Annotated in this window: 8 protein-coding genes; 6 read left to right on the forward strand and 2 right to left on the reverse strand. The window is 58.8% G+C overall.

Annotated features, from left to right (window positions below):
- Nucleotides 1–83 precede the first annotated feature (83 nt).
- The 6 genes from FGA82_RS05735 to FGA82_RS05760 are packed head-to-tail and all read left to right on the forward strand — an operon-like array spanning nt 84 to nt 6,803.
- Nucleotides 84–809: an RDD family protein gene (locus FGA82_RS05735; protein WP_141126333.1), complete on the forward strand. Its 726-nt coding sequence runs from the start codon at nt 84–86 to the stop codon at nt 807–809.
- Nucleotides 806–1,783 carry a stage II sporulation protein M gene (locus FGA82_RS05740; RefSeq protein ID WP_141126334.1) on the forward strand — a complete coding sequence of 326 codons (978 nt, stop codon included), beginning with the start codon at nt 806–808 and terminating at the stop codon, nt 1,781–1,783. Before FGA82_RS05735 ends, FGA82_RS05740 begins: the two co-directional genes overlap by 4 nt.
- On the forward strand, nt 1,770–3,317 hold the full coding sequence (locus FGA82_RS05745; RefSeq protein WP_141126335.1) for a DUF4129 domain-containing protein: 1,548 nt from the start codon (nt 1,770–1,772) through the stop codon (nt 3,315–3,317). The genes FGA82_RS05740 and FGA82_RS05745 overlap by 14 nt, the downstream gene beginning before the upstream one ends.
- Nucleotides 3,314–4,477 (forward strand): DUF4350 domain-containing protein, encoded by a 1,164-nt coding sequence (locus FGA82_RS05750; protein ID WP_141126336.1) that lies wholly within the window; start codon nt 3,314–3,316, stop codon nt 4,475–4,477. Before FGA82_RS05745 ends, FGA82_RS05750 begins: the two co-directional genes overlap by 4 nt.
- Nucleotides 4,474–5,475, forward strand: a complete 1,002-nt coding sequence (locus FGA82_RS05755; protein ID WP_141126337.1) for an AAA family ATPase — start codon at nt 4,474–4,476, stop codon at nt 5,473–5,475. Before FGA82_RS05750 ends, FGA82_RS05755 begins: the two co-directional genes overlap by 4 nt.
- Nucleotides 5,472–6,803, forward strand: coding sequence for a DUF58 domain-containing protein (locus tag FGA82_RS05760; protein WP_141126338.1), 1,332 nt, complete (start codon nt 5,472–5,474; stop codon nt 6,801–6,803). The genes FGA82_RS05755 and FGA82_RS05760 overlap by 4 nt, the downstream gene beginning before the upstream one ends.
- Nucleotides 6,804–6,863: 60 nt before the next feature.
- On the opposite strand, the gene FGA82_RS05765 is transcribed toward FGA82_RS05760, so the two are convergent.
- On the reverse strand, nt 6,864–11,576 hold the full coding sequence (locus FGA82_RS05765; RefSeq protein WP_141126339.1) for an Ig-like domain-containing protein: 4,713 nt from the start codon (nt 11,574–11,576) through the stop codon (nt 6,864–6,866).
- Nucleotides 11,569–15,669 carry a neuraminidase-like domain-containing protein gene (locus FGA82_RS05770; protein ID WP_141126340.1) on the reverse strand — a complete coding sequence of 1,367 codons (4,101 nt, stop codon included), beginning with the start codon at nt 15,667–15,669 and terminating at the stop codon, nt 11,569–11,571. Before FGA82_RS05770 ends, FGA82_RS05765 begins: the two co-directional genes overlap by 8 nt.
- Nucleotides 15,670–15,712 lie beyond the last annotated feature (43 nt).

A 15,712-nucleotide genomic window follows, 5' to 3' on the forward strand; every position in this document is an offset into this window, starting at 1 on the left:
ATACATAGTTATGTCGTTTTCCCCCGAGAGGCTGCTAGCATCGGCCTCACTTGCACCCCGAACAGGCGAACATCAGGTAGCCCATGCCCGAGCCCACAGCACCGCCAAGGAAAGCACCGCTGGCCCCGCCGCTGGATACGCGGCATCAGGTCGAAACACCGGAGGGCATCGACCTGCCGTTGCGTCCCGCCGGGTTGATGGTGCGTGCCGTAGCCTTTGCGGTCGATCTGGGTATTCGCGGCGTGATCATGGGCGTGCTGTTCATCGCTTTGGCGTTTCTCGGCAAACTGGGCCTCGGTCTTGGTTCGCTGCTGCTGTTTGCGATCAGTTGGTGGTACATGGTGCTGTTCGAAGTGCTGCGTCAGGGTCGCTCGCCGGGTAAACAGTGGATGGGCCTACGCGTGGTGCACGACGACGGCACACCGATTGGCTGGTCGGCCTCGCTGCTGCGCAACCTGCTGCGTTTTGTCGATCTGCTGCCCTTCGGCTACTTCCTCGGCACCCTCAGTTGCCTGCAACACCCGGCCTTCAAACGCCTCGGCGACATCGCCGCCGGCACACTGGTGGTCTACAGCGAGCGCCCGCTGAGCCGTCCGCAATTGCCTGATGCCGAACCACGGCGCTCGCCCGTCCCCCTTACGCTCGCAGAACAACGCGCCGTGCTGGGCTTTGCCGAGCGCCAAGGTGATTTATCGCCAGCGCGGGTCAATGAACTGGCGGCGCTGCTCGCCCAGCCTCTGCATATTTCTGCTCCCAAAGCTGTCGCTGAACTCAACGGCATCGCTCGTGGTTTGTTGGGCCCGACATGAAGCAAAGCCTCTTCGAAAGTCGCCACAAGGCCGAATGGGAGCGTTTTGCGCTGGCCCTCGAACGCCTTGAGCGTGGCAAGGACACCTCGCAAGTCGGCGGCTTCCCCAGGGCCTATCGACGGCTTTGCCAACATCTGGCGCTGGCTCAGGAGCGTGGTTACAGCAGCTTCCTCATTGATTCGCTGCAACAACAAGTACTGCGCGGCCATCAACAACTGTATCGCCATCGCAGCCGACTCGGCGCCGATCTGCTGAGTTTCATCCTCGCCGACTTCCCCAGACTGGTTCGTGCCGAGTGGCCTTTTGTGCTGGTCGCCAGCCTGCTGTTCTTTGGCAGCCTGATCGGCGTCGGCATGCTGGTGTATGTGTTTCCCGAACTGGTCTACAACCTGATCCCCGCCGATCAGGTGCGTGAGATGCAAGGCATGTACGATCCGGTCGCCGGTCACCTCGGGCGCCCCGCCGAACGCGCGGCCAGCGAAGACTGGGTGATGTTCGGTTACTACGTGATGCACAACATCGGCATTGCCTTTCAGACCTTCGCCAGCGGCTTGTTGCTGGGCGTGGGCAGTGCGTTCTTTCTGCTCTACAACGGCATGGTCATCGGCGCGGTGGCCGGGCACCTGAGCGAGATCGGTTTCGGCCAGACCTTCTGGTCGTTCGTTATCGCCCACGGCGCCTTTGAACTCACCGCCATTGCCCTCGCCGGCGCGGCCGGCCTGGAACTCGGCTGGGCGTTGATCGCGCCCGCACGGCTGACCCGCAGCGAAGCGCTGAAACGGGCGGCGCGCAAAAGTGTGCTGCTGGTGTGCGGCGTGATGTTGTTCCTGCTGATTGCTGCGTTTATCGAAGCCTACTGGTCATCGAAAACCAGCGTCACGCCACTGACCAAATATCTGGTCGGCGCCGGGCTTTGGGCATTGGTCGCGGTCTATCTGTTGTTCGCCGGAAGGACCCGCCATGCGCCTGAGTGACGCCACCGTGGTGATCCGCCCGCGCACGACCTGGGAAGCCATGGACCTCGGCGTGCTGATGAGCCAGCAACATCGGCGGCTGCTGATGACCAGTTGGGCGATCGTCACCCTGCCGCTGTTCGCCTTGCTCAGCCTGTTGCTGTGGGACTCGCCGTCACTGGCGGTGTTTATCTTCTGGTGGCTGAAACCGGCGTACGAACGCCTGCCGCTGTACATCCTGTCGAAAGCGCTGTTTGGCGAAACGCCGACGCTCAAACAAGCCTTGCGCGAATGGCCGCGCCTGCTCAAACCGCAACTGCTGGCCAGCCTGACCTGGCGCCGCCTGAGTTTGAGCCGCAGCTTTCTGCTGCCGGTGGTGCAACTCGAAGGCCTCGACGGCAATGCCCGGCAACAACGCCTGCAGGTTCTGCTGCAACGCAACGCCGGCGCCGCGCAATGGCTGACCATCATCGGCGTGCACCTGGAGAGCGCATTGTGGATCGGCCTGATGGTGCTGTTCTACATGCTGTTGCCACAGCAAATCGAAACGGATTGGGACTGGCAGTCGCTGATATTCGCGGCGGATCACGATTGGCGCTGGCTCGAACACCTGACCAATGTTTTCTATGCGCTGGTGCTGGTGGTGTGGGAACCGATTTACGTCGCCTGTGGCTTCAGCCTTTATCTGAACCGCCGCACACAGCTGGAAGCATGGGATATCGAGCTGGTGTTCCGCCGCCTGCGTCAGCGCCTGAACAACAGTGTGTTGGGGTTGCTGCTGGCGGTCTGTCTGGTGCTGCCGAATGTGCCTTCAGCGTGGGCAGCCGAGCCTGATGACAGTCCACAGGCAGCGCGACTGTTGAATCAGCCGCTCACCAGTCAGGCATCCCGGGACAGCATCAAGGCGTTGCTCGAACAACCGCCGTTCAAGAACAAGGAATCCGTCACCCGCTATCGCTTCGGCGAAGACCCGGCGAAACCTGCCGAAGCGCAAACACCGGGTGAAGCACCACAGTGGCTGAAAACCCTGCTGGGCTGGCTCGACGGGCAACACCTCAATCTGCTGGCGAAGATCATTGAAGTGTTGTTGTGGGGCGCGGTCCTGGCAGCAATCGGCTGGCTGCTCTGGCGTTATCGCGAGTTTCTGCAAGCCTTCGTCAGCCGCCGTCCGAGGCTGCCTGCCAAGGCGAAACGAGCGTTGCCACAACAGGCCTTCGGTCTGGACTTGAACCGCGACACCTTGCCTGACGACATCGCTGCCAGCGCCGAACAACTGTGGCAAAGCCAACCCCGCGCAGCGTTGGGCCTGCTCTATCGAGGGCTGCTCAGCCATCTGCTTCACGATTTCGATCTGACCCTGAAGCCCGCCGACACCGAACTCCAGGTGCTCGCGCAAGTCGAGCAATTACAACGTCCCGAACTGCTCGCCTTCAGCCGCAGCCTGACCGTCCACTGGCAGAACATGGCTTACGGTCATCGCGTACCGGCGGCGCCTCTGCAGCGGGAATTGTGTGATGGCTGGCGCGCCTTGTTCGGCCCCGGAGCCGTCCGATGAATCGCCGCACGGGGTGGTCGGTCGCTGCGTTGGTCGCTCTGCTGCTGGGCGCGTTGAGCATTTTCCTCTACCTCAAGGCCACGCCTTATCAGGAAGAAATCGATCACGGCCCTGCGCCTGCCGTGCAAGCCAATCCTTATCTGGCAGCCGAGCTGTTTTTGCGCGAACGCGGCCTGAATGTCGGCCATGCCGAAAGCCTCGTGGTGCTCCCCGACATTGATCCTCGCCGTCATACATTGCTGCTGTTCAACGACCGCTCGCACATGACCCCGCGTCAGGTCGATCAGGTATTGAACTGGGCACGGGCCGGCGGGCGACTGGTGTTCGTCGCCGAATCGCTGTGGGATGAGCAGACGAAGCAGAGCAACGACCTGTTGCTCGACCGGGTGCAACTGCATCAATCCCTGAGCAAGGATCTGAAAGACTTGCCTGCAGACGTCGAACCAGAACGCTTTCCGAAACTGACCCGACTCTATCTGGAAGACGAAGACGCACCGGCCTACGCCGGCTTCGACACCGATTTCCATCTCGACGACCCGAAGAATCTGGCGCAAGCCTGGGCCAACAGCGCCAAGGCCACGCACATGATGCAACTGCCCTACAGCCTCGGCTCGATCACCGTGGTCACCGATGCCGAATTGTGGAAGAACAAGAGCATCAGCCAATACGACAACGCCTGGCTGCTCTGGTATTTGAGTGCCGACACCGACGTGACCTTGATCTACAACACCGCGCACGATGGCCTGTTGACCTTGCTCTGGCGCTACTTCCCGCAAGCCATCGTTGCCCTGCTGGCGTTGATTGGTCTGTGGCTGTGGCATGTCGGTGTGCGCCACGGTCCACTTCAGATGCCGGCCCCGCGCGGGCGGCGACAGTTGCAGGAACACCTGCGCGCCAGCGCCGATTTCCTGTTGCGCCACAACGGCCAGCAGGCGCTGCTGCAAGCCCTGCAACAGGATGTACTGCGCCGCGCCCGCCGCCGCCATCCCGGCTTTGATCAATTGAACGTTGCCGAACAATGGCTGGCATTGTCGCGCCTGACCCGGCAATCCACCCGCGCTATCAGCCAGGCCTTGAGCCCGGTGCCGAACCGGCGGATCTCCAGCGCCGATTTCTGCCGCCAGGTCGCCCACCTGCAAACCTTGAGGAACACGCTATGACCGAACAGATCGAGCCCGGCAGCGCCAGCCACGCCGCCCAGCAACGCCAGCGTGCCAGCCAGTTGGCGCAAGCGGTGCGCGGCGAATTGCAGAAGGCCTTGATCGGCCAGAATCAGGTGATCGACGACGTGCTGACAGCACTTATCGCCGGTGGCCACGTGCTGCTCGAAGGCGTGCCGGGGCTGGGCAAGACCTTGTTGGTACGTGCACTGGCCCGCTGCTTCGGTGGCGAGTTCGCGCGGATTCAATTCACTCCGGATCTGATGCCCAGCGACGTCACCGGCCACGCGGTGTACGACTTGCAAACCGAGCAGTTCAAACTGCGCAAAGGCCCGTTGTTCACCAATCTGTTGCTGGCCGACGAGATCAACCGCGCACCGGCGAAAACCCAGGCCGCCTTGCTCGAAGCGATGCAGGAGCGTCAGGTCACGCTCGAAGGTCGCGCCCTGCCGATCGCGCAACCGTTCATGGTCCTGGCCACGCAGAACCCGATCGAGCAGGAGGGCACCTATCCCCTGCCGGAAGCCGAGCTCGACCGGTTCATGCTCAAGGTACGCATGGACTACCCTGACGCCGATCAGGAGCTGAACATGGTGCGCCAGGTCTGTCGTTCGACCCGCGCTGACATGCTCGATGTGCAGCCGTTGCGCACCGTGTTGCAAGCCAAGGATGTGCAAGCCTTGCAACGGATTGCCAGTGACTTGCCACTGGACGACCAGGTCCTCGACTACGCCGTGCGTCTGGCGCGCAGCACCCGCACCTGGCCGGGGCTGACCCTTGGCGCCGGACCACGCGCCTCGATTGCGTTGGTGCGTTGCGCCCGTGCCCGTGCGTTGTTGCGCGGCGGTGAGTTCGTGATTCCCGACGACATCAAGGGTTGCGCGCTGGCCGTGCTGCGTCATCGGGTGCGTATCGCCCCGGAGCTGGACATCGAAGGTTTGCAGGTCGATCAGGTGCTCCAGCAACTGCTCGACCAGATTGCGGCGCCGCGACTGTGAAACCCTCGCGCCTGCTGTTGATCTGGCTGGCCTTGCTGCTGGTCATCGGCATCGTTCTGGGCACATTGCGGGCGCTGGAAGTCGACATTCCTGCCAGCCTGATATCGGTTAACTGGGGCCTGCTGCTGGCGCTGTTGGCCCTGGCGATACTGGATGCGTTGCGCCTGCAACGTCTGCCAACACCGCGCATCACACGGCAGATGCCCGGCAGTCTCGCGCTCGGCCGCTGGGGTGAAGTGCGTCTGGAAGTCGAACATGACTTCAGCGAACCGATGCCCATTGAGCTGTTCGACCACCCGCCAGAAGGCTTGAGTTTTGAAAACCTGCCGCTGGCGACTCAATTGCAACCCGGCCAGCGCAGTCTGCTCGGCTATCGCCTGCGCCCGCTCAAACGCGGGCATTTCAGCTTCGTCCACTGCGAAATCAACCTGCCCAGCCCCTTGGGATTATGGTCAGGCAAACGCCTGCTCAGCGTCAGCGACCAGACCCGCGTCTATCCCGACTTCGCCCGGCTCTACGGCGGTGAACTGCTGGCTGTGGACAACTGGCTCAGCCAGCTCGGCGTACGCCAGCGGCAACGTCGCGGTCAGGGCCTGGAATTTCACCAACTGCGCGAATTTCGTGAAGGCGACAGCCTGCGCCAGATCGACTGGAAAGCCACCGCGCGCCAGCGCACACCGATTGCCCGCGAGTATCAGGACGAGCGCGATCAGCAGATCATTTTCATGCTCGACTGCGGCCGGCGCATGCGCAGTCAGGACGATGAACTGTCGCACTTCGATCACGCACTCAATGCCTGTTTGCTGCTCAGTTATGTGGCCTTGCGTCAGGGCGACGCCGTAGGCCTGAGCACCATTGCCGGCGAGCAACCGCGCTATCTGGCGCCGGTCAAAGGTAGCGGCCAACTGAACGTGCTGCTCAATGCGGTTTATGACCTTGAGAGCACTCAGCGTCCCGCCGATTATCAGGCTGCCGTCAATCAACTGCTGGCCCGACAAAAGCGCCGGGCACTGGTGGTGCTGGTGACCAATTTGCGTGATGAAGATGACGATGAACTGCTGAGCGCGGTTAGACGCCTGAGTGCGCAACATCGGGTGCTGGTGGCAAGCCTGCGCGAGGAGGCGCTGGATTCGATACGCCAAGGAGCGGTGCAAAACTTGCCCGAAGCGCTAGCTTATTGCGGGACGGTGAATTACCTGAACGAACGGGCAGAACTCCATGAGCGGTTGAGTGCTCATGGGGTTCCAGTGGTGGATGTTCCGGCTGCGAAGTTGGGGGCTGAGCTGTTGTCCCGGTATCTCGAGCTGAAGGGGGCGGAAAGCTTTTGATTGAAAAAATGCCTCCCTCGACTCAGAGGCATTCGTCCTCACTAAAGCGTAGTAATTGAGCTAAACGATACTGCCGTTATATCGATTTCTAATACGCATGGAGATATGTTGCCCCGTAACGATTATAACTACCTCTCCCGTTCTATCGGTGTTGTAAAATTGGGGGGTGGTCGAGTAATCGCGATAGACGGCAACTTCAACGTTTTCTGCTGGAGTGTCCAAGAATCTTGAGATCGCCCTGATTCCGTACTCTTCATAAAAATAGATAGGTCCGTCATGTATTTTCGTCCAGCGCTCAGCGGACACGAAGTGATGACCCAACGACATGTGCCATGGTGAAGTCGTAGCCCACTTTCCTTCAAAACTCTCCAACCCCAATGAAAATCTGCCGCCCTGAGTGCTTCTTTTGCAGTCCAGAGCCCACTCTACCCACTTTGCACTCAGCATTTGCCCCTCCTTTGGATGTACCTCTATCCCCAGGCTTTCTGCACTGTCTCCCGCCCACGTCAGTTTCACCAAACGGCCCAATAAAGGACTGTCGGCTTTTACTTTTATGCGTATTGAATTGTATGCACCGAGGCAAGGATAGGCTGCTTCATCTAGTGCTTTCGGAACACCGTTGCATTGGACTTCAAATTCATTATCTAAATCGAAAGCTGACAATTGCCCAGGCAACAACCGATCAGGGAGATCCGGGCTGGTCAAATTCAGTGCAAAATCGCCGACGGGCCCTGATACCTCGGTTGAGACGCTCCAGCGAATAGGCTCTCCGTCCACCGGACGCAAGGTTTTCAGTTCAGGCTCGAACTTCAGCCCCAACGCTTCGGCCCCGGTCAGATCTTCCAGCGCCACACTCGCCCAGCCAATCAACCAGCTGTGTTTCCTTACTCTCAATTCCAGGTCGTAGGTATAGGCGCGTGACAGAATCAACTTTCCATCAACAAGATCCACCTCTTCGCCATTGAGCCAAAGGGTGAACTCCTGCAACCAGGTATCCGCGTTTGGAATCGCGGTAAACATTATCGATTTGACCTCCCATCCGGTATAACCACCTTTGACAGTCGCGCGCAACCACCCCTCCCTGACCGGAGGAAGCCTGAACTTGACCTCGGCTTTGCCGGTAGCATCCGTTTTCGTCGAGGCAATCTTGATGTCCGGATATTCCCACTCCACCTCGACATCAACCAACGGTTCAGCCGTCTGCGCGGAAACCACAATTATCTGTGCTGAAACTTCCTGGCCCGGATGCCCACTGGGATCCGCACTTTGCAGTGACTGAATTTCCCGCGGTTGATGCAGGAAATAAGGCAACGCAATCGACTCTGAATACAGGCTGTCGCCCACTGTGGCTGTCAATTGCACTGCACCAGGGGTCGTCGGTACAAACCGCACGCGTGCCACGCCGTAATAATTGGTGGTGGTTGTCACTTCGCCAAGATCCGGGCTGCGCCACGTCACACTCACCCCGGCCATCGGCCTGCCGCTGATCACCGAGACCACTTCGACTTGCTCCGACACCTCAGCCCCCCAAAGCAATGTCTGGTTGACGCGCTGGCGTTCAGCGATTTTCAGCACGTGTTCACCCGGCCCCAGCGACATCGCAATGATGGGAGACAGGCGAGCCAGCCGAGTGGACGCAAAGCGCAAGCCAAAACTTCCGTCCGTGGAGCCGTGCGCCTTGAACGCATAGGTCTGTCCAAGATCTGAAAATTGTCGGGGATCACCCAGCCTTGGTTCCTCAAATTGCAAGCCCAGTGCTGCCGGTCCGGTGCCCGTCATTCCCAACGTCAGATCCTTGCCCACCAAGGCACTGTCTTTCGGCGCGATGACGTTCAATTTATGTTGGAGATTGTGCCGGGGGAAGAACGTTTGCGTACCCACCGGCTGTTTGTCCTGAAGGTCGAGACGCACCTCCAGCTCATCCCAGGGATCGCTTGCCAGCGCGTTGACCGTCATCGGACGACGATCTTCAAAGCCGTCAAAGCGACTGAGTACGGTCGCGATCACCGACTGCTCGCCGGCTTTTTGCGGCTTGAATTCGAAACCGCTCCAGCCATCCACCGTGGTTGGGATTTCTCGCGGTTCGGTATCGATTGTCCAGCTTACGGGCGCCTGATCCACGGGCTTTTCAGTGTAATGCGAGTAGACCTGCACCCACATCCACGCCGCATCCTGGTTCAGGACCGGATCCACCGCCGATTCACGCCACGCCTCAATCCTGAGTTTGTTGTGGTCCAGCACCATCGGCTTGGCGACCGCTTCGAATTGCAACTGCGGCAAGACCAGCGCCAAGGCAAATTCGGCAGGTTTCTCGCTTCCTCCAAAGTCCAGCGTCCAGGTCGCACCGCCGTCGCTCAATGTCTGCGGATCATCCCAGCGCGGATCAACCTTCGCATTCAATGAGTCAGCGGATGCGCCCGTCCAGATCAACGATGCCTTGAGCCCGACCAAGGGACTCAGGGCATGGGGTAAAACCTTGAAGCGGTGAACAGCCTTGAGACAGGGGTACAGACTGCGTTCGTCCAACGAGGACTGCACCTGATCGAGCATCAGCGTTACTTCCTCCTTGAGATCCTCGGCGAGCAGGCGTCCTGACAATTCGCGTACGCTCGGCAGAGCTTCAAGGCGCAGTTCAAGCTCAAACAAACTGCTGTGACTGTCGGCTTTATCTGAACCAAGCTCCCACTGCACTCCTTGCGCTATCAACGGTTTGGGTATTGTCAGGTCTGCAGGTTTCAATCCGATTCCAGGATCCTCGTTATCGCGCCAGTGCAGACTGATGTTCCGACCAAACCACTCACTGCCGGCAATGGGCAGGACTTTCAGCGTGTGGGTCTTGCCACGCAGACAAAGCACACCAAGCGGATTACCTTGCACATCGATATCGTCGAGCCAGATGCTGACCTGGCTTTTCCAAGGGCTCGTGGCGATGGCCGTGACGCTGAAGTCGTGCTCGGTCGATACCGCATCATCATGCGCCCTGAGAACAGCTTTGACAGTCAGTTCGCCGGCGGTCTTTGGCGTATACAGCAGACTCGCCCAACCACCGGATCCAGTGACATCGCGCACCGGTTCACCCTCCGGAATGATCCACTCGACCAACGCGTTGGTGACCGGATCACCGTCACCGCTGACCGTCTCATGCACGGCCTGCAGCCGCAGCAGCACACTTTCGGCTTCGTCCACAATCGGGTATCTGTTGGCTTCGCGCACCTCACCGATCCTGACCCGATTACGCGCCAGCGACATCGGTTTGGCAGGCGACGGCAACAACAGTTTCGAACAGGCCAGCGACAGCTTGAAGGAACCGTCGCGCTTATCCTCACTGCTCAGTGTCCAGACCATATCGGCCCCGGTGCCTTCTACCGGAACCTCAAGCGCAGGGTTGACATCGACACCCAACTGCTCAGGGCTGTCGCCACTCCAGCGCAAAGAAAACCCGGTTTCCAACAATGGACTGCCAGACGGTAGCGGCAGGCGCACTCGCAGGTCATGGGAGGTGCCACGATTCGGATAACCTTGCGCGTCCCAGGCCGTCTCGACACCTTCGACCACGGCCCGCAGGTCTTTCCAGGGGTCGTTGGCCAGTACCGGCACGTTGAAATTTCCAGTCCATACTCCACTGGCGTAATAAAGGCTTTCGACCGACGCTTCGATAACCGCCAGCCCCGCCTCCTTCGGCTCGAAGTCGTAGTAGGCCCAGCCCTGTTCATCGGTATTGGACTCAGCTTTCACTCTGCCCCCCGCCACCGACCAGTTCACCTTGCAGCCCTCGATGGACTGCGTGGTGTAGAAAGAAGCAACTTGCACACCCAATCGCACACGTTGTTCAAGTTCCAGCACCGGGTAATACGCCGCTTCGCGTGTATCCTTGAAGACCAGACGGTGATGCCCCAGTGATATGCAGATCGGAAAGGCTTCAGCGCGGTACTGGTTATGCAAGCTCAGCGAAAGCTCGTAGGGCAGGGGAACATCGGGCTTATCAGGAACCTGGACCGACCACGCTGACGTCAAAAGTTGATCGACGCCCCAATCGGGCTCCACTCGGACCGCATCCAGCGGATTGCCGGTGCTGAGCAAAGCGGCTTTGGTACCTAGCCATGCATTGCCTGGCTCGGGCTCAAACGACAACTGGTGTGGCATGAACATCGGCAATGGGTTTTCTTCCTCGCCCAACGATGCCCCCACACACAGATACACCTTCTGCTCTGACGTCAGGCGCTCTTGATCCAGATGCACCGCTTGCAGCTTCAAGTCATCCAGTTGCAGCTGGATGTCCAGGTGGGTAATGCAGATTTTCGACCAAAGATCATTCTGGTTATTCAGCGGGCTGTGAATCTCGATACGCAGCGTGTCATCGCGAGCGAACGCCCCCCCCAAAGGCAATATGTATTCTTTCAGCTCCAGCTCCAAGGGTCGCCCGGCTTCGCGATGGGCCTGGCCTTGGGCGTGGCCAAGCGGGTTGTGCGGTTTGAGCTCGATCTCGTGCAATTTCTCCTCACCCTTGAAGATGAACACCCAGCCCGATTTTTCGTGTCTCGTTTCGCACAAGAAACTCAACGTATAACGCGCGTCTTCACCGGGAGTCTGCGGTATCCACAAGTCCTGACTTGCCAGGCCACCATTCTTGACGGCCATAAAGGGCGTCTGGTCCCCATTCCACCACTCTCCCTCTCTGAAGACCGACCCCCACGTATTCCATTGAGTCAGTCCTAGACTAAACTTACCGTTACGAATCAGACTTTCGTTGGCGTAAACCCCTGGGTTACTCATGGCGGCTCGCTCCTTGACGTTGACGCTTTGCGCCAGCTGTTTTAGCCGTGCTGACCAAGTCTTCTACGTGTCGCCCGAAGGCAGGATCACCCGCTTTGGCCATGTAGTAGACGCGCACCACGACATCCGAAAGGGAGCGCAGCATTGCCGCCTGCGAATCTTGTGCGACCCAAGGGAAATTCAATCTCCAGCTGGAGACCGCACCGGTATTCTCGAACGGATTGAGCAAGCCCTCATCAGGTTTCATTGCCGTCAGACCATTGTCGGCAATGCCCTTGGAAAGGACGATCTGTTGACCGCTGCGCAGGTTGAATTGCACCTCGACAGGAGCCCCACCGGCCTTAACGTCATGCAAATACTTGACCGACTGCGACGTTGCCTTGGTGGCCGTCATGCTACCGAGCTGAACCAGAGAGGCACGCACATCCTCGTAAGGCCCGGTGAGAACCGGCAGATCAATCTCTATCGCGCTGATCTGTCGGCAGTAATGTCCAGGATGATCGCGGTCGAACAGCAACTGTGTGAGCTGGAACTCCAGCGAGCCATTGGTTTGCAGATCCGCCAACGCATCCGTCCAGCTATCAATACCCGGCTGAGGGTCAATTTCATCATCGAACAATTGGCGCAACGAAATGGTCTTGACAAGCTCCAGCCGTCGCTCGTTGCGTTGCAGGTACTCTCTTTCCATACGCAGGAGGTACGCGCGCAAATGCTCGCCGGCCGTCAAACCATGACGCTGATCCAGCCAGAACTGCTGCAACGGCCACTGTGTTTCGTAATCACCGGTTTCGGCACTCAACGACGCCTGGGCACTGAAGCACAAACTGAGTACCGCATCGTAGGCCTGGTAATGCAACGCCTTGAGCTGACCGATCATCCAGCCGTACAGCTCAGCATTGGTCGCACGCTTTTGCAGAAAGTTGTACACCGCCAATGCCTGGCCGTTGGCCCGCAACGTTTGCGCCAGGCTGGAACGGGCAGCCTCCACCGCATGCCGTTGCGCCTCGATTTGTGCATTGATCGCACCGACCTCCGCCTGCGCCTGATCGCGTTGCAGCCCCCATTCATTCCGGCGACGACGATAGCCTTCAGTGGTTGACTGTTTATCGGCATCGATTTGCAACAGCGACGAGGCGACTTCCAGTCCAAAACACACGGCATCGGCCACTTTTTCAACACGATGGCCGCCGTTGGCCAGGCCAAAAACGTTTGGTAAAGCCGCCAGAACTGCCCCTACAGACTTGGTGACCTTTGCGGTCAACGCAAACACCTTCGACTGATCCAGGCTGGCCATGACCTGATATTCAACGGCCGACACGTTTTCGTCATAGCGCTGGGCATACGCATCAGCGCGCTGCTGTGCCACCGTACGACTCTGCTCAAGAGCCGTTACGCTCGCCTCCAGTTGCGCGATGGATTGCTCTTGTACTGTCTGTGCGTAGCTGCCCAGTTCCACCAGATGGTTTTGCTGCAGTTCTTCCTGCTCGGCGCGGTCGCGACGCTCAAGCAGACTGAGCACCTGACTGCCGTATTCCTGCAGTGCTTGCACGGCCCGCAATGCGACCTCGAATGTCACGCGCCAACGGAATGCGTTGACCACCAACCGCCCCCCCAAAGGCCTCGGGCCGGCGGCACCGGCCACTGCGAGATCGCGCAGCAATTGATTCGGATCAGTCGCAGGGCTGAACAAGGGAATGTCCAGAGGCTTGCCATCCAGCGAGAGGTTGTTACGCAGGTTGTAAATGCGCTGCTGCGGCGCGGCAAACAGGTCGAGCAACGATTGATTGACGGGAATCTTGAATGGCCCGCAGGCCAATAGCCCAAGCATGGGCGCCGTATCGGAGCCGGACGGAATATCGGCCAGACTGAAGTTGAATGTCTGTTCGAATGCTTCCAGAGCCGGACGCGTGCCACACTGCAACAGCAGGTTGCCGACCGTATCGGTTTGCCAATGACTCACCACCCGAGCATCAGGCGCCTTGCCCATCAGAAAGCCAGCCTGCACGTAACACAGTTTGGCCGCCACCAGGCTGTCTCGCGTCAGTTGGCGGTAATGCCAATCCCCCCACGCCATCAGATTTTTAACGTACTCGGTAAACATCAGTATTCTGAAGTGCACTGGCTTCGAATAGCCAATGGCATCCGGGTCGGCCGGAGCCAGCGCTTCACAGCCGGCATTGCCTTGATTCATCCCCAAGGGTCGGCTGCGCCAATAGCGCGGTTTAGTCGGCAGCGAGGCGTCCTCTTCGATCGCCTGCGGATCAAAAATGTAATGCAGCCACTGTTGCGCCTCCAGATAACGTTCCTCATCGCGCAGGCGTATCGCTACAAAGTGCGCCAAATGAACAAACAATTCCCAGAAAAACAGCCCGTTGGCACCATCAAAAGCACCGTTTGGCTCGATGAAATCACTGCCTGTCGGCGGTGGTTCATGTATGAACTGGGTGTCCCAGTGCAACACCGCCTCCACCGAGATATTGGCGCGCCAGACCAGTTCCGGACCAAACAGCGAATTCAGGCGGGTGTATTGCAGCTTTAGCGACGATTGGTTGAATGAGAGAAACTGGGCGGCATCGACGGTGTTCTTCACCAGAGTGGGCGGGATGAAATCCAGCAGACTGGCAACATTCAGTGTGAATTGCTTGACGCCGTACGCCCCGGCGTCGAGAGAGAAAGTGGTTTCCTTCGACCAGGTTCCTTTCGCCCGACTGAACTCCCTTTCAGCGTCCATGTACCAGTTACCTGCGATCGGTTGATCCGCAGTAACGTCTCGTGGGTCATCATTTGTTCGGTTCAACAACCTCAATGCAATGCTCTGCGTCTCGATAGTCGACTGGCCCGTTGGCATACAAAATCCCTGCACCACCAGTACATCTCGACCAGCCGCACCGCTACCTTCACGTCGTGCCGTGACGCGCAACCCCAGAAACGGCGCCATCGTACCGCCTGTTACTACCCGGCTGACAATCTCAACCTGACTGGGCAGCCGATGCTGAACGGTCTCGGTGGGTTTGAAGCGTTCATCCCAGTCCTTGTCCAGCCACGCGACATCGTCATACGTCACGGGCCGCATCAGTACATCGTGAACCGTACGCGCCGACACTTTCAGAGTGCCATAGAGCCCTTCGAACAGGATGCCCAGCACCCCTTTGGGTTCCACGGAATCGGTGCGCACCGTCGCCACCATGGCAGTCAAAGAAAACCGGGCACCGTCAACATTCGGGTACGCGGAACTGTGCACAATCAACGGTGCAGACCATTGCCCGTTCTGCGTCATGAAAGCCAGATTGATATCCAGCTTGCCGTCTATGGACTCGCCGGACTCGCCGTTGGCCTTACCGGCGACCGGGTCTCGCCACTCCGCCCAAACCAGACACAATCGGCCATTCCAGAACACCGGGCGTATGTCCAGAACCTGATTGGCGGGCTGAACGTCCACGGCTTGCCATTCGCTCCACGCCGCCGGGTTGACCGCCGTACAGGTCGGCGTCAGCTCGATCTGTGCCCTGCGCCAGAAGTACTGGCACGGTTGCACACGCTGGCGCCCGATGAAGTAGTAATCGGCACGTTCAGGCGTATCTCCGTCCATGTAGCAACTGAGAACATCCAGATCGCAGGTTTGCTCGAACGTTTGCAAATATCCGCGTATCGCTGCCTGAACCGAATCCACACTCAAACGCGCTTGATTGAGGTCGTTTTCAAGGTTTTTGAACAGGCTGGTCTTGCGCTGGCGGACAAACGGGTTGATGTAGTTTTCCGGGTAGAGGCTGATCAGTTGTACTGCCGCCCAGTCCGGATAGTTGCTGTAGAGGTCCCACTGCGCCAGATGTTCTACAGGCACCTGGTAATGGGTGAAGCCCGGTTCCAGTTTGCGATGCACCGCGTTTATATACTGCTGCACGCAACTGATCGCTTCAGCGACCCATGAGCTTTGCCTGGCATAAGTGTCCAGTGGATCCATACGCAGCAATTCAAACAGATCTTCGGGCGTTTTCAGGAACGGGTACTTTTGCCTGTTGATCTTTCCAATGCAGTAATCGAGCAAAGCCGAACGACGTTTTTCCAGCAAATCACCCGTGGTGTTCAAATCCATGATCCGTGCTCCCTGGAGCTAAATCCTGAGTCGAATGGCCGTG

The organism is Pseudomonas fluorescens, assembly GCF_005938625.1.
In the GTDB taxonomy this organism is placed as follows: domain Bacteria; phylum Pseudomonadota; class Gammaproteobacteria; order Pseudomonadales; family Pseudomonadaceae; genus Aquipseudomonas; species Aquipseudomonas fluorescens_BD.